Origin of the sequence: Burkholderia sp. SIMBA_051 (genome assembly GCF_046534915.1) — a bacterium.
Classification (GTDB): Bacteria; Pseudomonadota; Gammaproteobacteria; order Burkholderiales; family Burkholderiaceae; genus Burkholderia; species Burkholderia ambifaria.
The window spans coordinates 343,488-364,884 of sequence record NZ_JAWRXS010000001.1; the positions used below are offsets into that span (position 1 = coordinate 343,488).

16 protein-coding genes and 1 pseudogene are annotated in these 21,397 nt (G+C 65.8%); 9 read left to right on the top strand and 8 right to left on the bottom strand.

All coding sequences use genetic code 11. From position 1 onward, the window contains the following. Nucleotides 1-9: 9 nt before the first annotated feature. Nucleotides 10-3,081: a formate dehydrogenase-N subunit alpha gene (fdnG, locus tag SB771_RS01475; RefSeq protein WP_175659528.1), complete on the bottom strand. Its 3,072-nt coding sequence runs from the start codon at nt 3,079-3,081 to the stop codon at nt 10-12. Between the two features lie 139 nt (nt 3,082-3,220). Here fdnG and SB771_RS01480 point away from each other — a divergent pair, with 139 nt between their 5' ends. The 4 genes from SB771_RS01480 (at nt 3,221) to SB771_RS01495 (ending at nt 7,348) form a co-directional block, all read left to right on the top strand. Next, entirely contained in the window at nt 3,221-4,153 is a 933-nt protein-coding gene (locus SB771_RS01480) for a YihY/virulence factor BrkB family protein (protein ID WP_011658406.1), read from the top strand. A gap of 434 nt (nt 4,154-4,587) precedes the next feature. Then, nucleotides 4,588-5,745, top strand: coding sequence for a porin (locus SB771_RS01485; protein WP_175659529.1), 1,158 nt, complete (start codon nt 4,588-4,590; stop codon nt 5,743-5,745). Nucleotides 5,746-6,133: 388 nt separating this feature from the next. Further along, nucleotides 6,134-6,607, top strand: a complete 474-nt coding sequence (locus tag SB771_RS01490) for a VOC family protein (RefSeq protein WP_105831430.1) — start codon at nt 6,134-6,136, stop codon at nt 6,605-6,607. Nucleotides 6,608-7,174: 567 nt separating this feature from the next. Continuing rightward, nucleotides 7,175-7,348, top strand: coding sequence for a hypothetical protein (locus SB771_RS01495; RefSeq protein WP_208449631.1), 174 nt, complete (start codon nt 7,175-7,177; stop codon nt 7,346-7,348). Nucleotides 7,349-7,975: 627 nt separating this feature from the next. Here the strand turns inward: SB771_RS01495 and SB771_RS01500 are convergent. Further along, nucleotides 7,976-8,425, bottom strand: a complete 450-nt coding sequence (locus SB771_RS01500; protein WP_006754477.1) for an HU family DNA-binding protein — start codon at nt 8,423-8,425, stop codon at nt 7,976-7,978. 16 nt (nt 8,426-8,441) lie between these two features. Between SB771_RS01500 and SB771_RS01505 the strand changes: the two are divergent. The 3 genes and pseudogenes from SB771_RS01505 to SB771_RS01515 all read left to right on the top strand — a co-directional run. Next, nucleotides 8,442-8,723, top strand: a pseudogene (locus SB771_RS01505) (hypothetical protein); the annotation flags it as partial. A 245-nt stretch (nt 8,724-8,968) separates the two neighbouring features. Then, nucleotides 8,969-10,087 (top strand): acyltransferase family protein, encoded by a 1,119-nt coding sequence (locus tag SB771_RS01510; RefSeq protein ID WP_175659530.1) that lies wholly within the window; start codon nt 8,969-8,971, stop codon nt 10,085-10,087. A gap of 123 nt (nt 10,088-10,210) precedes the next feature. Next, complete coding sequence (locus SB771_RS01515) at nt 10,211-10,567, top strand: hypothetical protein (protein ID WP_175659531.1); 357 nt, start codon at nt 10,211-10,213, stop codon at nt 10,565-10,567. A 22-nt stretch (nt 10,568-10,589) separates the two neighbouring features. Here the strand turns inward: SB771_RS01515 and galU are convergent, their stop codons facing one another. Together galU and SB771_RS01525 are read right to left on the bottom strand one after the other, a co-directional pair. Then, nucleotides 10,590-11,477, bottom strand: a complete 888-nt coding sequence (gene galU / locus SB771_RS01520) for a UTP--glucose-1-phosphate uridylyltransferase GalU (RefSeq protein WP_006754479.1) — start codon at nt 11,475-11,477, stop codon at nt 10,590-10,592. Between the two features lie 229 nt (nt 11,478-11,706). Further along, the gene (locus tag SB771_RS01525) at nt 11,707-12,018 is read right to left on the bottom strand and encodes a hypothetical protein (protein ID WP_175658692.1); all 312 of its coding nucleotides are present in this window, start codon (nt 12,016-12,018) and stop codon (nt 11,707-11,709) included. 45 nt (nt 12,019-12,063) lie between these two features. Between SB771_RS01525 and SB771_RS01530 the strand changes: the two genes are divergently transcribed. Beyond that, nucleotides 12,064-13,239 carry an acyltransferase family protein gene (locus SB771_RS01530; protein ID WP_175659532.1) on the top strand — a complete coding sequence of 392 codons (1,176 nt, stop codon included), beginning with the start codon at nt 12,064-12,066 and terminating at the stop codon, nt 13,237-13,239. 415 nt (nt 13,240-13,654) lie between these two features. Here the strand turns inward: SB771_RS01530 and SB771_RS01535 are convergent, their stop codons facing one another. The 4 genes from SB771_RS01535 to SB771_RS01550 all read right to left on the bottom strand — a co-directional run bounded on the left by SB771_RS01535 (nt 13,655) and on the right by SB771_RS01550 (nt 20,122). Beyond that, complete coding sequence (locus tag SB771_RS01535) at nt 13,655-16,117, bottom strand: glycosyltransferase family 4 protein (protein ID WP_175659533.1); 2,463 nt, start codon at nt 16,115-16,117, stop codon at nt 13,655-13,657. Then, nucleotides 16,114-17,580 carry an oligosaccharide flippase family protein gene (locus SB771_RS01540; protein ID WP_175659534.1) on the bottom strand — a complete coding sequence of 489 codons (1,467 nt, stop codon included), beginning with the start codon at nt 17,578-17,580 and terminating at the stop codon, nt 16,114-16,116. The genes SB771_RS01535 and SB771_RS01540 overlap by 4 nt, the downstream gene beginning before the upstream one ends. A gap of 41 nt (nt 17,581-17,621) precedes the next feature. Further along, nucleotides 17,622-19,814, bottom strand: coding sequence for a hypothetical protein (locus SB771_RS01545; RefSeq protein ID WP_175659768.1), 2,193 nt, complete (start codon nt 19,812-19,814; stop codon nt 17,622-17,624). A 104-nt stretch (nt 19,815-19,918) separates the two neighbouring features. After that, nucleotides 19,919-20,122 (bottom strand): hypothetical protein, encoded by a 204-nt coding sequence (locus SB771_RS01550; protein ID WP_175659535.1) that lies wholly within the window; start codon nt 20,120-20,122, stop codon nt 19,919-19,921. A 185-nt stretch (nt 20,123-20,307) separates the two neighbouring features. On the opposite strand from SB771_RS01550, the gene SB771_RS01555 reads away from it, so the two are divergent. After that, complete coding sequence (locus tag SB771_RS01555) at nt 20,308-21,372, top strand: acyltransferase family protein (protein WP_175659536.1); 1,065 nt, start codon at nt 20,308-20,310, stop codon at nt 21,370-21,372. The last annotated feature ends 25 nt before the right edge of the window (nt 21,373-21,397 follow it).

Here is a 21,397-nt window from a genome sequence, read left to right on the forward strand (position 1 = left end):
TCTTTCCCCTTACGCCTTTTCGACCTTCACCAGGAACGACTTGAATTCCGGTGTGTACGAGTTGCCGTCGCCTACGGACGGAGTCAGGGTATTGGCGAGATAGCCGGGCTTCGTCAGACCCTTGAAGCCCCAGTGCAACGGGACGCCGACCGTCTGGACCTTCTTGCCCTCGATCATCAGCGGCCTGATCCGCTTCGTGACGAGCGCGACCGCGACGATGTAGCCGCGCTTGGACGACACCTTCACGCGGTCGCCGTGCGCGACGCCGACTTCCTTCGCGAGGTCCTCGCCGATCTCGACGAATTGCTCGGGCTGGATGATCGAGTTCAGCCGCGCATGCTTGGTCCAGTAGTGGAAATGCTCGGTCAGCCGGTACGTCGTCGCGACGTGCGGGAACTCGGACACCTTGCCGAACGACGCGCGGTCGCCCGGGAACACGCGGGCGGCCGGATTGTTCAGCGCCTGCGGGTTGTTCGGGTGCAGCGGGTTCGCCGCGAGCGGCGTCTCGAACGGCTCGTAGTGCTCGGGGAACGGACCTTCGTTCATCCCCGCGCGGGCGAAGAAGCGCGCGACGCCTTCCGGATTCATGATGAACGGCCCCATCCCGGTCTCGGGCGATTCGTCCGCCTTGAAGTCCGGCACGTCGGCGCCCTTCCACGCGCTGCCGTTCCAGCCGATCAGCGTGCGGGTCGGATCGAACGGCTTGCCGCTCACGTCGCACGATGCGCGGTTGTACAGGATCCGGCGGTTCGCGGGCCACGCCCACGCCCAGTTCAGCGTCTGGCCGATGCCGGTCGGGTCGGAGTTGTCGCGCCGACCCATCTGGTTGCCGGCTTGCGTCCACGCACCGCAGAAGATCCAGCAGCCGCTCGCGGTCGTGCCGTCGTCCTTCAGTTGCGCGAACGCGGCGAGCTGCTCGCCCTTCTTCACGAGCGTCTTCGTCGGATCCTTCGGATCGAGGAGATCGGCGAGCGCGCGCCCGTTGAACTCCATCGCGATCTCGGCAGGCGTCGGGCTTTCCGGATTCGCATACGGCCACGTGAGGTTCACGATCGGGTCCGGATACTTGCCGCCGTCCTTCTGGTACATCTTGCGCATGCGCAGGAACAGCCCCGACATGATCTCGAGATCGCTCTTCGCCTCGCCCGGCGGCTCCGCGCCCTTCCAGTGCCATTGCAGCACGCGGCTCGAACTCACGAGCGAGCCGTCTTCCTCCGCGAAGCAGGTGGTCGGCAGACGGAACACCTCGGTCTGGATCTTCGACGAGTCGACGTCGTTGTAGTCGCCGTGATGCTTCCAGAACTCGGACGTCTCGGTCGCGAGCGGATCCATGATGACGAGCCACTTCAGCTTCGCGAGCCCGGCGGCCGTCTTCACCTTAGACGGCGCCGCCGCGAGCGGGTTGAAGCCCTGGCAGATGTAGCCGTTCATCTTGCCTTCATTCATCAGCTCGATCGCCTGCAGCAGGTCGTACTGCTTGTCGAGCTTCGGCAAGTAGTCGTAGCCCCAGTTGTTCTCGGCGGTCGCCGCATCGCCCCACCACGACTTCATGAAGCTGACGTGGAAGGCCTTGTAGTTCTTCCAGTAGCTCAGCTGGTTGGGCCGCAGCGGCTGCTGCGTGCGCTTCTTGAGGTAGCCGTCGAAATCCTGTTCGGACTGCATCGGCAGCGTCATGTAACCCGGCAGCAGGTTCGACATCAGCCCGAGGTCAGTCAAGCCCTGGATGTTCGAGTGGCCGCGCAGCGCGTTCATCCCGCCGCCGGCGATGCCGATGTTGCCGAGCAGCAGCTGCACCATCGCGCCGGTGCGGATCATCTGCGCACCGATCGAGTGGTGGGTCCAGCCGAGCGCGTACAGCACCGTGCCGGCGCGGCCGGGAACGGCCGTGGTCGCGAGCATCTCGCACACCTTGAGGAATTTCTCCTTCGGCGTGCCGCACGTCTGCTGGACCATGTCCGGCGTATAGCGCGCGTAATGCTGCTTCATCAGGTTGTACACGCAGCGCGGATGCTGCAGCGTCGGGTCGACCTTCACGAAGCCGTCGTCGCCGCGCTCGTAGTCCCAGCTCGATTTGTCCGGATACGCGTGCTTCTCGGCGTCATAGCCGGAATAGATGCCGTCGTTGAACGCGAAATCCTCGCGCACGATGAACGAGAAGTCCGTGTAGTTCTTCACGTACTCATGCTGGATCTTGTCGTTCGTCAGCAGATAGTTGATGACGCCGCCCAGGAAGACGATGTCGGTGCCGGTGCGAATCGGCGCGTAGTAGTCGGCCACCGAGGCCGTACGCGTAAAGCGCGGGTCGACGACGATCAGCCGCGCCTTGCGGTGCGCCTTCGCCTCCGTTACCCACTTGAAACCGCACGGATGGGCCTCGGCTGCATTGCCGCCCATCACGAGAATCACGTCCGCGTTCTTGATGTCGACCCAATGGTTCGTCATCGCTCCACGGCCAAACGTCGGGGCAAGACCTGCCACCGTCGGGCCATGTCAGACACGCGCCTGATTGTCGAATACGAGCATCCCGAGGCTGCGGACAGCCTTGTGCGTCAGGTAACCGACTTCGTTGCTGCCCGCCGACGCGGCCAGCATGCCGGTGGTCAGCCAGCGGTTGACCTTCGCGCCGTCTTCCGCCGTCTCGACGAAGTTGGCGTCGCGATCGGCCTTCATCAGCTTCGCGATCCGGTCGAGCGCATCGCCCCACGAAATGCGCTCCCACTTGTCCGAGCCCGGCGCCCGGTATTCGGGATGCGTCAGGCGGCTCGGGCTGTGGATAAAATCGATCAGGCTCGCACCCTTCGGGCACAGCGTGCCGCGGTTGACGGGATGGTCGGGATCGCCTTCGATATGAATGATGCTCGGCTGCGCGTTCTTCGCGCCGTCACCGAGGCTGTACATCAGGATGCCGCAACCCACTGAACAATAAGGACAGGTGTTGCGGGTTTCGACGGTGCGCGCCAGCTTGTACTGTCGGACTTCGGCAAGCGCTTCGGTCGGAGAAAAGCCCAGCAGGGCAAGACTCGATCCGGCAAGCGACGTGGCCGTCACCTTCAGGAACTGGCGCCGTGACATTTGTAGCATGATGGTCTCGGCGTCTTTGTGGGGTAAGGAGAAACTGAAAGGATTATAGACATTGAGCGCAACTATGATGCAATCCTCGGATCAATACCGATTTGTCTGATCCACCAATGTCCGGCGATCAGCGCGCAACCGAACCGTCATGAAACGACAGATCACATCCGAAGCGACCCGCCTCGCGCAACAGCAGGCCAACTGGGCGCTCAATGCATTCAAGCGTTTCTCTTCCCACCGCTGCTCGGCGATGGCCGCGAGCATCGCGTTCTTTTCCGCGTTCTCGCTCGCGCCGACGCTCGTGATGGTGATCGCCGTGGCCGGCTGGTTCTACGGCGACGAGGCCGCGCGCGGCCAGGTGTTCGAGCAGGCCCACCAACTGATCGGCGACGATGCGGCGGCCAGCATTCAGACGATCGTGCAGAACGCGCATCGCGCGGGCGAGCGCGGCGGCATCGCGACGCTGATCTCGTTCGCGGCGCTCGCGATCGGCGCATCGGCGACCTTCGCGTCGCTGAACACGGCGCTGAGCGTGATCTGGCCGAACTCGGAAAACCGCTGGTCGAGCATGCTCGGGCTCGTGCGGGTGCGGCTCATCTCGTTCGGGCTCGTGCTCGGCGTCGCCTTCCTGCTGATCGTGTCGCTCGTGCTCGATACCGTGATCACGTTCATCGGCACATGGCTGCTCGGCGATTCTCCATACGTCGCGATCACCAACGTGCTGCAGCTCGTCGTCGGCGTCGCGGTGCTCGCGGGCGCGTTCGCCGTGCTGATGAAGTTCCTGCCCGACGCGCACGTCGCATGGCACGACGCGGTGATCGGCGGGATCGTCTCCGCGATCCTGTTCTCCGGCGGCAAGAAGCTGTTCGCGCTGTATCTCGCGCGGGCCGGCACGGCCAGTGCATTCGGCGCGGCCGGATCGTTCGCGGTCCTGCTGATGTGGCTGTACTTCTCGGCAGCCGTGCTGCTGCTCGGCGCGGAATTCGCGGCCGCGCGCGGCGATGCGCATCGCGGCGCACGCAATGCTGCCGGCGTGCCCGCGCCGATGGATCCCACCGCCGATCGCACACGCGACGACTGATACTCAGCGCAGCTTGCCTCGCATGCGGCCGCGCCTCTCGCGCGCCGCATCGACTCCCTACGCCACCGCGTTCCTTTTCGCAATCACCCGGCCGCGCCGCGCGTTCACGCGTGTTGATGCGATTTTTGCATCGGCCCGGTTTGGCCGCTGCAACGGCAAACGTTTGCTCTCCTCGATTTCTGCGTGCCACCCCACGAAATTCGCCCTTCCGCTGCCGAGCGCATCGCCCACTGCAACAATCGCGCCGCAACAAATGTCAACTGTTTCAAAAAGAGGAACGGTCTTTGATGTGCTTGATATATATAGACTTTTTCCTGCTGTTACCTTTTCGAGACACTTTATTTTTTAAGCTTTCTTGCATGGTTGGCACTGAGCTATTCTCCAATCCGCAACAAATAACGAATGACGAATCATTTGCGTGGAGATACTCAACGATGAAGAAACTCGCTCTCTCGACCCTCTCGCTCGCCCTGCTGGGCGCCGCCGGCGCTGCTCATGCTCAGTCGAGCGTGACGCTGTACGGCGTGATCGACACGTCGATCGCATGGGTGCACGGCAACGACGGTCAAGCCAACAACTCGTGGCAAATGCTGTCGGGCAACCTGCAAGGCAGCCGTTGGGGCCTGAAAGGTGCTGAAGACCTCGGCGGCGGCCTGAAGGCGATCTTCCAGTTGGAAAACGGTTTTGATCCGGGCACGGGCCACCTGAACCAAGGCGGTCGCATGTTCGGTCGCCAGGCATTCGTCGGCCTCCAGAGCGACCAGTACGGTACGCTGACGCTCGGCCGCCAGTACGACCCGCTGGTCGACCTGGTCCAGGCAGTCACGGCTGACAACTACTTCGGCAGCGTGATGGCAACGCCGGGCGACGTCGACAACAACGACAACTCGCTGCGCGTCAGCAACGCAATCAAGTACACGTCGCCGGTCTGGGGCGGCTTCCAGGTCGAAGGCATGTACGCCCTCGGCGGCGTTGCAGGCAAGACGGGTTCGGGCCAGACGTGGTCGGTCGCGGCTGCCTACAACAACGGCCCGGTCGGCGTTGCAGCAGGCTACTTCTACGCAGCCAACCCGTCGCCGACGACGGCTGTCGGCCGCGCAGGCTGGGGTTCGACGACGTCGGACGCGATCTTCGACGGCCCGATCAACTCGGGTTACGCAACGGCGAAGTCGATCGCCATCGCGCAAGTCGCAGGTCAGTACGCACTGGGCCCGGTGACGTTCGGCCTCGGCTACAGCAACGCACAGTACAAGCCGGATGCATTCTCGGGCTTCGGTTCGACCGAAAAGTACAACACGGGCCGCGCGTTCGTGACGTACCAGGTCACGCCGCCGCTGCTGCTGGGCCTCGGCTACTCGTACACGCGAGCCAGCGGCGACACGAAGGCGAAGTACCACCAAGTCGGTGTCGGCGCGGACTACTCGCTGTCGAAGCGCACGGACATCTACCTGGTTGGCGCATACCAGCACGCGAGCGGTACGCAGCTCGTCGACGGCGTGCAGCAAAGCGCGCAAGCGTCGATCGCTTCGTACGGCTTCGCCGGCAAGAGCTCGGCCGAACTCGTCGCACTCGGCATTCGTCACAAGTTCTAAGAAGTACGTTTCCGGTGTGCATGGCGTCTTCGACGCCATGCCGCCGAACTGCAAAACCAGTCATCGGCTTCGGCCCTGGCTGGTTTTTTTTTCGTCCATTGCCGGCGGCGTCGTGACGGGCTACGACCGCTGCCGGGCCCTCGGATACGGCAACCGGTCGCGAGCGGCGCCTGGGGCCCCTGTCGCGCGCGGGAAGCCCCTTTGGATGCATGCCGGACGCCTCGCGCTGTCGACTCGGATGCGCCGCTTTCCTGACTTCCCGATTCCCTGATCCTCCGATGTGAAGCACGTATGCTTCGACATGTCGATTTCGACACGCTTCATTCGTCGTATCGATGACGGCATGCAGATTGGCCGTCCCTCACCGACAGCAGACAGGAGACGCTCCATGACGATTCAGAAGATCACGCCGTTCCTCTGGTACGCGACGGAAGCCGAAGAAGCAGCGGCCTTCTACACGGACATTTTCCCGAACTCGCGCGTCGTGCGCGTCACGGCGGTGCCCGGCACCAGCGGCACCCGGATGGTCGAGTTCGAACTGTTCGGACAGCCGTTCACCGCGATGAGCCACCCGCGCACCGAGACGTTCAACCACGCGATTTCGCTGATGGTCAGTTGCGCCGACCAGGCCGAACTCGACCGTTACTGGAGCGCGCTGCTCGACAACGGCGGCACGGCCGACGGCTGCGGCTGGCTGCGGGACCGCTTCGGCGTGTCGTGGCAGATCGTGCCCGATGCACTGATCCCGATGATGACCGACCGCGACGCGGTCAAGGCGGCACGTGTGGCCGCGGCCATGATGCAGATGACGAAGTTCGACGTCGCCGCGCTGAAGGCCGCGTACGCGGGCACGGCGGGCTGACGAAGGTACGGGTGTCGCGCCGGTGTTCGCGGGGGGCTGGGGCGTTTGTGGCGCTGCGTTCGGGCGTGCGTTGGGCGTGCGTTCGGGGCGTGCGTTCGGGGCATGCGTTCGGGGCATGCGTTCGGGGCATGCGCTCGGGGCATGCGCTCGGGGTGTGCGTTCGGGGTGTGCGGTGTGCGCTCGGGGTGTGCGCTCGGGGTGTGCGTTCATCGCGCGCGTGCGGCCCGCGCAATGATCGCGTCCTGCGACGGATTGCATCGCGCCGCGACGCAATCGCAAGGTCGCGGCCGTTCGTACACCGCTACGTCGACAGCATCGCTTCGACGATCCGTCACGCCCCGCACACGAATGCGGCGACCGGTTCGGGTGACGGCAGTTCATCTGCGCCGTCACCGTGCTGATAGACAGTGCGCGCGGAGACAGAACGGGTCGGCACGCGTCCGGGCAAGCGCGCCAGTACCTCCGCCGCGGCGAAGTCCTTCGGCGCGATCCTGCCGGTTGCGGCGCTTTACTGGATGCGTGCGCAAGCACGCCCGCGTATTCGCCGCCGCGCCAGTCCCACTCGGGTTGCCACTGCGCGACGGTGGCCAGCAGCGCGGCGACGAAGTCGCGCGCGGGCGCCGGCTCGAACCACGCGGCCGCGCGCGACCCGAGCAGCGCAACGTCGTGCCGCCGGATCTTCGTCAACAGGATCGCGAGATCGTGACCGACGCACGGCGACTCGACGATGCCCGCGCGTAGCTCGCCGCGCAGCCACGCGCCGAAGTGGAGCGCGCGTCGGGCCGGATGACACCACGGCACCACGTCGCCACGTCGCCGCGCATGACGATCGTCGCTTCCAGCGCGCGCATGTGCGCGTGCTCGCCGGCAACGCCGACACACCGAGCAACTCGACCAGCGCACGCCATACCGCTTCGCCCGGCGATGCGGCAATCGTCATCAGCAGGTCGATCTCGCTGCGCGGTTTCACCCGCCGTCGAGCGCTTAGCCGAACAGATGCATCGGCAGCAGCGTCGTGCCGAGAGGCCATTCGATCGCAGCGCACGCGGCAGCCAGCTGGCCGGCAACTCGACGGGAACGATTCGCCGCGTTCATGACGCGAGACTTGCGCGAGGCGCAACGCTGCAAAGCTGTGCGCCGCGCGCACGCACGCACGCACGCACGCATGGACGCACACAGCGATCCTGCCGTCCGCATGAACGGCCCGCAGCACGGGATACGCACCAACGTCATGCCGCATCCCCGCCCCCCAACCTCACCCCCGCGCGCTTTGCGCAGCGCAATAAAAATCCCCGCACGCTTTCGCGTACGGGGACCGTCGGACATCGCAACGGTCGCCGACTTGCATTCGGCGGCCGTTACGCGGCATTACGCAGCCGCGTCCTTCAGCTTCTTCAGCGCACGTGCCTTCACGCGCACGCTGGCCGGCTTTGCCGGGAACCAGCGCTCTTCGCCCGTGAACGGATCCTTGCCGAAGCGCTTCTTCTTCGCCGGCACGACTTGCGCCGTGATCTTCAGCAGACCCGGCAGCGTGAACTCGCCTGCGCCCTTCTTGTGAACCGAGCCCAGCACGACGTTCTCGAGTGCGGTGAGCACTGCCTTGACCGCCTTCACTTCGACAGCTGCACGCTCAGCGATGTGCGTTGCGAGCGATGCCTTCGTGAACTTGTCCTTCAGCGGCGTCGGAGCAGCCGGTGCTGCCTTCGCGACAGCCTTCTTGGCCACTACTTTCTTCGCGGGCGCAGCCTTTTTTGCAGCCACTTTCTTGGTGGCCGGTGCGGCAGCCTTCTTGGCCACCTTTTTTGCGGAAGTCGCCATGTTTCTCCTACCAGGTGTGGTCGTTGGATACACGAAGCGTGCAACGCGCGCGCTTCAACGCCGGATTCTACAAGCGCCTCGACGCTTCGTGCAGTACTTTTATGCGTTTTCGCGGGGTTTCCCGCAGGTTTTGTTGCGCGCGACCGACTTCATCGACGCTGCAGGGTCTGTTTTCGCATGGAACGCACATGCGTTGCCACGAGAACGGCCGCTCGCGAGGCGCGTGACGCTGCGAATACTGGACGTATTCGCAAGGATCGCAACGCGGCGAGCGGCCGTTCTCGCGGCAACCCCAAGTAAAAAATCCACTCCACGGGAATGCCCGAAATCGCCCGCATGGCGGCGTCGCTCGTCGCTTGTTTGGCTCGGCCAAACGGCGCTCCTCACTTCTTGCCCTGCGAGCGATTTCGGGCATTCGCATGTGCGTTCCATGCGAAAACAGACCCTGACATCGAAAAACAGCTCTACGTATACGCCCGAACGCGAATTACGTTCGATATTTGCACACCTATACTGACCTCGCTCAGTGCCCCGGATGTCTTCATGCGCGAAGTCAGATACGTCAAAGGACTCGACGGCCTGCGAGCCATCGCCGTCATCCTCGTTTTCCTGTCCCACAAGGGCCACGTCCTCGCTGTCGACGTGGGCAAGCTCGGTGTGTGGACGTTTTTCTTCATCAGCGGATTCCTGATCGTCGGCGAACTGCATCGCAACCGTCAGGCGATCGAATGCGGCACGATGGGTCGCCGCCACGCGCTCGCGCTGTTCCTCGCGAAGCGCGCGCTGCGGATCTTTCCCGTCTACTACCTGCTGCTCGCCGCGCTCGCGATCGCGCACGCGCTGTTCTACCAGCGCGGCGTCAATCTCGGGCTACCGTGGCACGCCGCGTTCCTGTCGAACTACTGGATCGGCGTCGTCAAGGACGGCTGGCCGGGCTCCACGTCGCACTTCTGGAGCCTCGCGGTCGAGCAGCAGTTCTATCTGATCGCGCCGCTCACGCTGCTCGCGGTGCCGGCCGCGCGCCACGTCGCGCTCGGCATCGCGGCCGTCGCGCTGTGCGCGCTCGCGCATCTCGCGCTGTACGCGCTCGACGCGTCGCCGGTGCTGATCTACGCGTTTTCCCCGTGGAATTTCGCGCTGATCGCGCTGGGCGGCGTCGGTGCGATGGCACTCGCCGATCGCGGCCCGACCGTCGTCCGCCGCATTCCGCCCGGCTGGCTCGCAGCCGTCGGCGTCGTGTTCTTCCTCACGCTGCCCGCGTTCACGGCGCTGCCGGACATCGTCTCGGGGCTCGTCGATCTCGGGCTGTCCGTGTCGCTCGGCGCGCTGATGCTGTGGATCGTCACCGAGCCCGACCATCCGGCGGTGGCGCTGCTCGACCGTGCGCCGCTCGTCTATCTCGGCACGATCAGCTACGGCTTCTACCTGTTCCACAACCTGATTCCGACACGTTTCGGCGAGATGCCCGCGCTGTTCGCACACGTGCCGATGCCCGGCATCGTCCGGGAGGCGCTGCCCGAACTGCTGCAGTTCGCGCTCGCGGTGCTGCTTGCCCATCTGTCGTGGCGCTATCTCGAAAGGCGCCTGCTCGACTTCAAGAAGCCAATCGCTGCGATGCTGGCCCGCTACTTCGTCGCGCGGCCGAGCACGTCGCCGCGCTGACCGGAACAGTCGTCCGCGCGCGACGCAAGCGGAAAAACATGCTTGGGGCCCGCGACGCCGGGCACCGAAACGGTGCGGCCGCCAGCCACGTTCGTCCTTCGGGAACACGCATCACATCGGCGGATGAAAGTGCCGCTGCGCCAACGTGGCGCTTCGTCGACATCCACCGGGAAGCGACACACCGACCCAGCATCAACGACGGCTATCGCCCGCGCAATCTTCGTCCCTGAAGCCGCGCGCAAGCGGCACGTCAGCGCCGGTTTCATCGCCACGGCGTCCGGCAGCCAACGCACTAAGCAGCGCGCACGCGAAAATCGGATCGCACGTTACGGCACACCGGAATCGCCACGCACGCCCCGGTTCGATCTCGCCTTCAACCGCGCCGACTACTCCGCACCGCGCGCCCCTCGCGCTTCGCCCACACGCAAAAAAGCCCCGGCGCACAAGGCAGCCGGGGCCAACGGAACAACCACCACCTGAAACAGCGGAGCAGCGTGGCTGCTTATGCGACAGCAGCCAGCGCGGGCAGGCAGGTACGCAGGTACGCCTCGAATTCGCGGCTCACTTCCGGATGCTGGAGCGCGAGCTCGACAGTCGCCTTGAGATAACCGATCTTGCTGCCGCAATCGAAACGCGTGCCGAAGTAGCGATACGCGAGCACCTGCTCGTTGGCGAGCAGCGACTGAACCGCGTCGGTCAGCTGCAGTTCGCCGCCGGCGCCCGGCTTGAGCTTGCGCAGATGATCGAAGATCGTCGGCATGAATACGTAGCGGCCGACCACGCCGAGGTTCGACGGCGCGTCTTCCGGCGCCGGCTTCTCGATGATGCCCGACAGCTTGATGATGTCCTCTTCCCACTCGCGGCCTTCGACGACGCCGTACGAGCGGCTGTCCTCGCGCGGGATCGTCTCGACCCCGATCACCGAGCTGTGATAGTGGTCGAACACGTCGACGAGCTGCTTGAGCACCGGCTGTTCGCCGTGCAGCAGGTCGTCGGCGAGGATCACCGCGAACGGCTCGCCGTGCACGAGCTTTTCCGCGCACAGCACCGCATGGCCGAGACCGAGCGCTTCCGGCTGGCGCACGTAGAAGCAGTTCACGTGGCTCGGCTTGATGCCGCGCACGAGTTCGAGCAGCTTTTCCTTGCCGCGCGCCTCGAGTTCGGCCTCGATCTCGTAGGACTTGTCGAAGTGATCCTCGATCGCGCGCTTGCTGCGCCCCGTCACGAAGATCATCTCGGTAATACCGGCGTTGATCGCTTCCTCGACCGCGTACTGGATCAGCGGCTTGTCGACGACGGGCAGCATTTCCTTCGGGCTCGCCTTCGTTGCCGGGAGGAACCGCGTGCCGAGACCGGCAACGGGAAACACGGCCCTGGTAACTTTCAACATGTTCGCATCCTGATTGCGTTGACTGCGCCGCGTCGCCCTGCGACCCGGCGCGATTGTTTTCCGAACGGCATATCGAGAATCGACGGTACAGCCAATTCCACTCCGCTCATTTTCGATATGGAACGATTGCCCATGTTTCCGTAATAATAGATAATCCGCTGATTCGGTCGATATTGCCGACCCGATTGCCGAAGCAGAAACAAATTACCGATTTTCCGGATACAAATTCTTACGAATCGAATTCCTCGATAAACGGGACGCCGCCCCGCTCGAGACCGGGGCGAATCGGCTCGTTCTGCAGCGCCTCGCGGTACGCCGACAGCACGGCCATGACCAGCAGTACAGCCGCGCTAGCGATCCAATGCATGTCCATCTTGCCGCTCCTTGCTTCAATCAACTGGAGCTTCAAACTATCAGAAAAAAATCCGCAAATAATTGTAGCGGCTGCCAAACCGCTTTCAGAGCCGGCTAAAACCACTATCTGAAATACCATTATTTCGCGGCCGGATTTTTTTATTGATTCGATCGAATTCTTGCGCATTACGATTGGACCATCCCCTTCATCCGTCGCAAGGACTCGAATCGCATGCAAGCTTCCAGCGGATCGCCTTTGACCGCGCCGCCCGTCGCCGACCACAAGGAACACGTGATCGACGCGATGCGCGGGTTCGCGGCGTTGCTCGTCGCCTATTTCCATTGCCGCCAGGTCGTCTGGGTCGGCATGCAGAGCTTCCATCGCGCTTACGGTCATGCGCTCGACCCGAGCGTGATCGTCGGCTACCTGACCTTCCCGTTCGCGTGGGGATCCGCCGGCGTGCCGATCTTCTTCGTGATCAGCGGCTATTGCATCCACCGCAACGCGGCGCTCAAGCTCGCGGCCAACCCCGCGTACCGGCTCGACGCCACGAACTTCTGGGCGCGCCGCTTCGCGCGGATCTACCCGGTGCTGCTCGCCGCGCTGCTGTTCACGCTCGCGATGGACGCGGTCAGCCTGCAGATCGCGCCCGTCAGCCACAAGATCCGCGACGTCGGCCTCACCGCGTTCCTCGTGAACCTGTTCTCGCTGCAGGGCGTCGCCGGCTATACGTACGGGTCAAACGGCGCACTGTGGACGCTGTCGCTCGAAGTCCAGTTCTATGCGATCTATCCGCTGCTGTTCGCGCTGCGCCGGCGCATCGGGATGCCGGCCATCGTGGCAACCGTCGCGCTCGTCAACGTCGCGTCGGCATGGCTGCTCGAACGGCACGACCTGCAGTTCTTCACGTCGTACTGGCTGTCCTGGACGATCGGCGCGTGGATCGCCGACGTGCGCGCACAGCCGGCACATGGCCCGGCCGCGGTGCCGTCGCGCGCGTGGTACGTCGCGGCCGCCGTACTGCTGGCCGCGGGCTGCGGCGCGTTCCATATCGGCCAGTACGGCGCATTCCAGCTGTGGGCGGCCGGCTTCGCGTGCTTCCTGTACCGCGCGCTCGCGTGCCCGCCGCGCCCGACGCCGCTGCTGCGCGTGCTCGGCTGGTTCGGCGACTTCAGCTATTCGCTGTACCTCATCCACCTGCCGCTGTTCGTGTGCCTCGGCTCGGTGCTGTTCCATTCCGAACTGCAACTGTCGATCTGGCCGTCGTTCGCGTTCATGGCCGCCGCGATTCCGGTCGCCTACGTGTTCTACCGGCTGTTCGAACGCCCGGCGATGATGTGGTCGGCGAGCCTGAAGCCGACGCGCAGCGCTCGCGTCGTCGCGCCGGCTCCCGAACGGGCCGTCTGAGCGGCGTCGCTCCCGCGCTCATCGCCCCCGCCCGGCCTCAGGCCGCGCGGGGGCTTTTTCATGGGCGGGACGGACCGCCGGCATCCATTCGCGCGCCGAGTCACGGCAGGCACCCGGTACGCAAGCATCCCAATCGAGCCAGACGGCCGTCTGGGCGGCCGCACTACCGTCGCGTCGCCAACCCCTCGCCAGCTACGCGCCATGACCGCACGGCGCCGCTCAGGGCGTTCCGTCAAGCGATCACGGCGCGGGCGACAGCCGCGTTCGGGTGATCCGTGCGCGAACGCCGCATCGGCCCATCGAGACCCCCATCGCCCAACCGAGCGACACGCGCCCCAAAAGCAAAGCCCCCATGCAGCACGACACCGCATGAGGGCTCGTTTCCCGACGCATCGCGCGTCGGAGCGCACCGCGCCTACCGCTTCTTCGCCTTCGCGGCCTTCGCCGTATCCGCGAGAATCTTCTCGACCCGCTCCACATAGGTTTCGGTGCCGAACCGGCGCACCGCAGTCGCCCGCCCGCTCGCGACGAGCCGCTCGCGCAGCGCGGTGTCGTGCTTCAGCCTGCCCAGCGCATCGGCCAGCGCGGCCGCGTTGCCCGGCTCGCAGAGCAGCCCGTTTTCCTCGTCCTCGATGATCTCGACGACCCCGCCCGCGCGCGCGGCGACCACCGGCCGCCGCGCGAGCATCCCCTCGACGATCACGCGCCCGAACGGTTCGGGCGTGATCGACGTATGCGCGACCACGTCGACCGCCTTCATGCACGCGGCCACGTCGCGCTGGAACCCGAGGAAGTGGACGCGGTCGCCCATCCCGTGACGCGCGACGATCTCGTGCAGCTGCGCCGCGTATTCGTCTTCGCCGAACAGCGGTGCGCCGACCAGCACCACGTGCATGTCGGGATGGCGTGCCGCCGCCTCCAGCAGCAGGTGCTGCCCCTTCCAGTGCGCGAGGCGGCTGAACGAGCCGACCAGCCATGCGTGCTCCGGCAGCCCGAAGCGCGCGCGCAGCGCGGCCTGGCTGGCCTGTTCCAGCGCATCGAACGGTTCGGCCGAAATGCCGTTGAACACGACGTCGACGTGCTGCGGCGTGAAGCCGGTCAGCGCGCGGAACGCCTGCGCGGACGCATCCGAATTCGCGATCACGCGTGTGACGCCGAACCGCGCGCAATACTTGATCGCCATCAGCTGCTTGCTGCCGAAATGGTCGCCGCTGACGATGTCGCGCAGGTGCCACACCACCGGCTTGCGCGCGAGCCGCCCGGCCAGCGCCGCGACCACCATCGCGCGCTGCGTGTTCGCGTAGATCACCTCGGCGCGGCGGGCGCGCCGTGCGACGTCGCGCACCAGCCCGGCGAGCCGCTTCAACGCGCCGACCGACACGCCACCCTGCTTGCGCACCCCGGCGAGCGCGCCCTGGTCGAGCACGTCGACGCGCGCGCCGATCTCGTCGAGCGCCGCGCGGAACGGGCCGTCGTCGAACAGCAGCACGTCGGCGTTCGCGCGCATGTGCTTCATGATCTCCAGCAGCGACAGCTCCGCGCCGCCGAGCACGCCGCTCTGGTCCAGCACCAGCGTCGCCGGACCGTGCGCGGCCGGCATCGGCGCGGCGCTGCCGCGCTGCGCGGTCGCGCCGGGCAGCGCGGCCTCCACATAGTCGAGAAAACGCCGGCGGAACGTGTCGGCGGAGAAGCGCTCCGCATTCGCGCGGCACGCGTGCGGCGTGAAACGCTGCGGCGCGCGCTCGAAATCGTCGACCGCCGCGACGATCGCGTGCGGCGTCTGCTCGTCGAAGAACAGGCCGGTCGGGTTCGCGTGCGAGCGCGGCTCGAGCACGGTTTCGAGCGCGCCGCCCTTGCCGTACGCGATCACGGGCGTGCCGCACGCCTGCGCCTCGACCACCGAAATCCCAAAATCCTCCTCGGCCGCGAACACGAATGCCTTCGCGCGGCGCATCCGGTCGTGCAGCACTGCGAACGGCTGGTAGCCCATGATCTCGACGTTCGGGCCGGCCTTCGCGCGGATCTTCTGCATCTCCGGGCCGTCGCCGATCACGACGAGCTTGCGTTCCGGCGTGCGCGAGAAGGCCTCGACGATCAGGTCGATCTTCTTGTACGGCACCATCCGCGACGCGGTCAGGTAGAAATCGTCCTTCACCTCGTTCAGCGAGAAGCCGTCGACGTCGACCGGCGGGAAGATCACCGCCGCGTCGCGGTGATACACCTTGCGGATGCGTCGCGCGATGAACGCGGAGTTCGCGACGAACCCGTCCACCGCGTTCGCGGTGCGCGTGTCCCAGTTGCGGATGTAGTGCAGGATCATCCGCGCGAGCAGCGATTTCGGCCCGTGCGTGAGGTTCGACTGTTCCAGATACTGGTGCTGCAGATCCCACGCATAGCGGATCGGCGAATGCACGTAGCTGATGTGCATCTGGTCCGGCCCGGTCAGCACGCCCTTCGCGACCGCATGGCTGCTGGAGATCACGAGGTCGTAGTCCGACACGTCGAGCTGCTCGATCGCGAGCGGCATCAGCGGCAGGTAGCTGCGGTACTTGGTGCGCGCGAACGGCAGTTTCTGGATGAACGAGGTCGTCACCGGCTTGCCGCGCACGAACGCGCGATCGTCGAGAAAATCGACGAGGCTGAACAGGTCCGCGTCGGGAAAGCACGCGACGATCTGTTCGAGCACGCGCTCGGCGCCCGCGTACGTGACGAGCCAGTCGTGGACGATCGCCACGCGCAGCGGACGCGACGCATCGCGTGCGCCCGCCGGCGCGGCCGCTTCGGTCCGGCGCAGCGCGGTGGCGCCGCCGGCTTCGGCCACGGCGGCGTCCGCCGTGGCCACGTTCAGGATGGCGTGTTCCGCCAGATCGCGATTCATATCGTTTTCCTCGCATTGAGACGGACGAACAGGTCGCGCACGAGCGCGCGCAGCCCCGGCGTCATCGTGAGCGACCACGCAAGGTTCAGCAGCAGCACGACCGCGCAAAGGCCGATCGACTCGCCGAGCCCGGACCACGCTTGCGCGAGAAACAGGCTCGCGAGCAGGAAGGCGAGATGCGCGAGCATGTCGAGCAAGATCGCGCGCATCCGGATTGCCGACAGGTAAAGCAGCACGCCGTAATCGACCAGCGCGCGGGCGGCAACGACCACCGCCGCGCCGATCAGCCCGAAGTGATGAATGCCGAACCACAGGCCGCCGACGAAGAACGGCATCTCGACGAGCCCGGCGAACGCCGCGCGGGCCGGGTTGACCTGCGACTGGATCAGGATGCGCGTGACGCTCGCCTGGCCGACGAGCCATACGCTGATCACCAGCACGCGGCCGACCGGCGCGGAATGTGCGGCGAGATCGGCGCCGACCCACAGCGTGAGGAACGGCGCGAGCGCGAAGATCGCGACGATGCCGACCGGCGTGAACACGCCGTTCAGGAATTCGAGCGACTGGCGCGCGAGCGTGTCGGCGTGATCGCGGCCGACCGCCGACAGGCGCGGGAACAGCGTGCGCACCAGCGCGTTCGGCAGCATGTTCAGGCGCGTGACGAGGTTCTGCGGCACCGTGTAGTAGGTGACGAACTTCGCGCCCATGCCGGCGCCGAGCATCACGCGATCGAGCGTGTCGGCGATCATGCTCGTCGTGCTCGCGATCAGCATCCAGCCGCCGAAGTTGAACAGCCCTTTCGCGGTGCCCCATTGCGGCGGGTCGATGCGCCGGATCCCGAGCACCTTGATGCTCGCGTGACCGAGCATCACCGCCGCGACGAGCCGCGCGACGACCGCGGCCGCCAGCACCGTCTGCAGGTTCGGTGCGATCCACCATGCGGCGCCGAGCGGCAGCAGCTGGAACAGGAACGTGCCGATCGTCTGGTTCGTGTTGAACACACCGAACCGTTCGGCGCCGTTGATCGCGCCGGCGAACACCCACGACACGTTCGCGAGCGGAATCGCGAGCGCGAGCCACGGCAGCGCGAGATACACCTCGTGCTGCATCGCCGCCGATGCCTTCGTGAAATACGCGGTGTAGACGAACGCGCCGAAATAGATCAGCAAGCCGCCGACGATGCCGGTGCCGAGGTTCAGCCAGAACGCGCTCCAGAAGACCCGCGCGCTTTCGTCCGCGTTGCCGCTCGCGAGCGCCTTCGAGATGTGGTTCTGCGCGGCCATGCTCATCCCGAGATCGAGGATCCCGAAATAGCCGATCAGCGTCCACACGAGGCTGACGACGCCGTAGCGTTCGACACCCAGCGCGTGGATATAGGCGGGCACCGTCACCAGCGACACGAAGGTCGGCAGGATCAGCCCGATGAAGTTGATCGAAACGTTCTTGAGTATGCCTTTGTCCATGCTTCTACCTTGTGTGACGGCGACGACGACGGTGCGTCGCGTCACGGTTTCCAGCGATACATCAGCACCTTGCCGCGCGCGTCTTCCTCGACGAACACCAGGTATTCGCCGTTCTCGCGCCGGAACGCGCTGATGCCGAACGGCACGTCGACCCAGCCCGACGCCTTGCCGACCTCGGCGCCCGGGCTCATCACGCCGACTTCCTTGCCGGTTTCCTTGTCATACACGTGGATCTTGCCGACCGGCTCCACCGTGAAGATGTAGCGGCCCTCGACGGTGATCCCGATCAGGTCGAGGATCGGCTTCGCATCGAGCTGCCACGGCAGCGCGACCGTGTAGCGCACGACCGGCGAGCCGGTCGACCACTTGTCGAAGCGCACCAGCACGCGGCCGACTTCCTTGTTGATGCCCGGCTGCGGCGGCGCGTCGGCCGTGTAGCCCGTCACGTACAGCGTGTCCGTCTGCGGCTCGTAGATCGAACGGCGCAGCTGCGTGAACGGCTGCGGCATCGGATAGGTCGTGACCTTGTCGTACGAGTAGATCGGGTTGCCGGCCTTGTCGACGCCGCCGTAGCTGAAGCGATGGATCCCGCGCACGTCGCTCGTGCGCCAGATGTCGCCCTTCGTGTCGACCCACCAGCCCCAGCCGCCCGCCTTTGCCTTGCCGGTCGTGTTGATCGTGAATTCGTCGGCGTCGAGCCGGCCGTTGCCGTTCGCGTCGCGCCACAGCCAGTCGCCGCCCGGCGGCTTGTTCGGCACCTTGTCGACCGGCCGCGCGCGGCCCGCGATCAGGCCCGACGGAATCGCGACCTCGCCGTCGCGCTTCGCGTCGAAGCGGTAGATCTTCAGGTGGTCGGCGTACATGTCGGTCAGGTACAGGAACGTGCGGCCGTCGACGCGCCGCGCGAACGGCATGCCCGGATACTGGTCCGTGTGGAACACGGGATCGTCCGGATACTTGAAGCGGTTCGACAGGAATCCGGCGTATTTCCAGTCCTGGCCCGGCGGCTTCGACAGGTCGAGCTCGAAGCGCTTGTTGCCCGTATACACACTGTTCGGCCGGGCGGGATCGATCCACGCGCCGTCGACGAACAGCAGCCCCTGCACCTGCCAGCGCAGCTTGCCGTCCGGCGTGTAGCTCTCGAGCACCGCGCCGAGCCCCGCGCCGATCGTGTCGTGACGCGGCCCGATGCCGTTCATCGACACGTACACGTTGCCCGCGCGATCGACGCCCACGCCCGTCAGCCCGTTGAAGCGCTGCGGCCCCGGGCGTCCCGGCACCGGGCCCGCGAAGATCCCGCCGCGCTCGCCGAGCGTGCCGGACGGCGCATAGCCCTTGCCGCCTTTCGAGAAGATCAGCACCTGCTGGCGTGGACCGTTGTCCGCCACCAGCACGCGTCCTTTCGCATCGACCGCCACGTCCATCGCTTCGGTGCCTTCGGGCAGCGCAGGCGCGTCGTCGAGCTTGCGGCCGTCCGCGCGCACGTGCACGAGGCGCGCGGGCCCGCTGATGGTGTCGGTGAGCAGCCACAGCGTGCCGTCGCCGGCCAGCGCGATGCGGCCCGGCTCGTGCGCGCTCCACGTGCCCTTCTTCTGCATCGTCTCGGCGTCGAACACGTCGACTTCGTCATGCGACGGGTTCGTCGCGAACAGCGTCTTGTCGTCCGCCGCGAGGCCGCCCACTTCGGCCTTCGCCTCGCCCACTTCCGAGCGGGCGGGGGCCGCCACCTCGTTCATCACCATGAAGCTCGCGGCCATCCGCGCGCGGCCGGCATCGGCACGCCCGCCCGGCGCGACCTGCGGCGCCGCGCGGAACGGCGCCGGCTGTTTCATGTCGCCGATCGTGCGCCGCGAAATGCCGAACCACTGCTTGCCCTTGTCCGGCCAGATGCCGGGCGACTGCAGATGGCCGCGCTCGTTGCCGACGCCGATCGCGACATACGCGTACTTGCCGTTCACCGCGACCGCGTTGCCGCCGAGGTTGCCCCAGCCGTGCGTGCCGCCGGCGAAGCCGAGCATCTTGCCGTCCTGGTAGACGCTCGCCTCGGCGCCGCTCTCGTCCCACGGCGCGTTCGTATACACCTTGCCGTCGGGCGTCACCGCGATCGCGCGAATGTCGATCTGCGTCCAGCTGCCGTCGCCATAGCCGAACGTGTTGCCGATCCACGACGTGGTCGCGGGCAACACGGTTTCAGCCGGGGCGGCGCTCACGGACAGCGCCGCGCATACCGTCATGCCAACCAGAATCAGACGTCGCAATGCGCTCTCCAGACTCGATGCAACAGCAACGGGGCACCACGGCGGACTGCGTGCCCGGGTGCCCTGTCACTAAATGGGTTTCAAACGTCGCGATGCAGGTTACAAGCAAAAATAATCACAAGAAATTTGGAAATATTTGGGGATGTTTCCGCGTGAAATATCGCACCGGAACAGCGCGAAATAGCCGCCACAAAGCGGAAATAACGACCGCCTTTCACGCGCCGATCCGTAGAAAATGCCGCCCCGGCCCGCCCGTCGGAGCGCCCGGACTGCAAACCTTTCATGCCGCGATTGAAATGACCGGTATTCGAAGGTTTTCGGCCGGATAAATGACATGCGTTTTTTTGCCGATTTCTTTTCCCTAGAATCGATTTCGATTCAATATTTCATTCAAACGCATGGATTACGTTCACGCATCGGATGCACGACGCGCCACGGCACCGGCCGCGCGTCGCGAAGGAGCGGCGCGATGACGGGCATCTCGCGCACCGCCGACCTCGCCCCGCCGCAACACGGCCGCATCGTGCAGCTCGACGGGCTGCGCGCGATCGCCGTCGGCGCCGTGTTCCTGCAACACGCGCTGAAGGCGCCGCTCTGGATGGGCGTCGACCTGTTCTTCGTGCTGAGCGGCCTGCTGATCACGGGCATCCTGCTCGATCGCAAGGCGCGCGGGCAGTCGTACTTCAGCCACTTCTACGCGCGCCGCGTGCGCCGGATCCTGCCGCCGTACGTGCTGCTGCTCGTCGTGTCGACGCTGCTGTTCGGCGCGAGCTGGCTGCCGCACTGGCCGTGGTTCGCGTTCTTCTCGACCAACATCGGGCTGTCGCTCGGCAGCATCGGGCACGACAGCCTGAACGTGCTGTGGTCGCTCGCCGTCGAGGAGCAGTTCTACATCTTCTGGCCGTTCGTCGTGCTGTGGTGTTCGGAGCGCGCGCTGCTGTGGATCGCCGCCGCGCTGATCGTCGCGGCGCCCGTGCTGCGCGCGATCGCGACGCCGTGGTTCGATTCGTTCTGGCCGATCTACTACCTGACGCCGTTCCGGATGGACCTGCTCGCCGCGGGCGCGCTGCTCGCGATCGTGCTGCGCCGCGACCGGCGCGCGCTGGACCCGTTCTATCCGCTCGCGATCGTCGGCGCGCTCGTGTCGCTCGCGATCCTCGGCTGGCTGCACCTGTCGTTCCCGCGTTTTCGCGCGGCGAACACGCCGATCTCGAATGCCGCGCTCTACAGCATCTCGCTGCTGCTGTGCACGTCGATCGTCGTGATCGCGCTGCGCGGACGCGGCCTCGTGCAACGCGTGCTGACGAACCCGCTGCTCGTGTACGTCGGCACCGTCAGCTACACCGTCTACCTGATTCACCTGAGCGTGCTGTACGCGCTCTGGCCGCTGCACCTGAACCGCTTCGTCACGGCCGCGCTCGCCCTCGCGATCACGCTTGCCTACGCCACCCTCAGCTGGTACGGCTTCGAGCGACGCCTGACACGCGGCCCGACGCGCAACACGCTGCCCGCCGCCGCGCGCACGACCGCCTGACTTTCTCAATCCATCGTTTCGACCA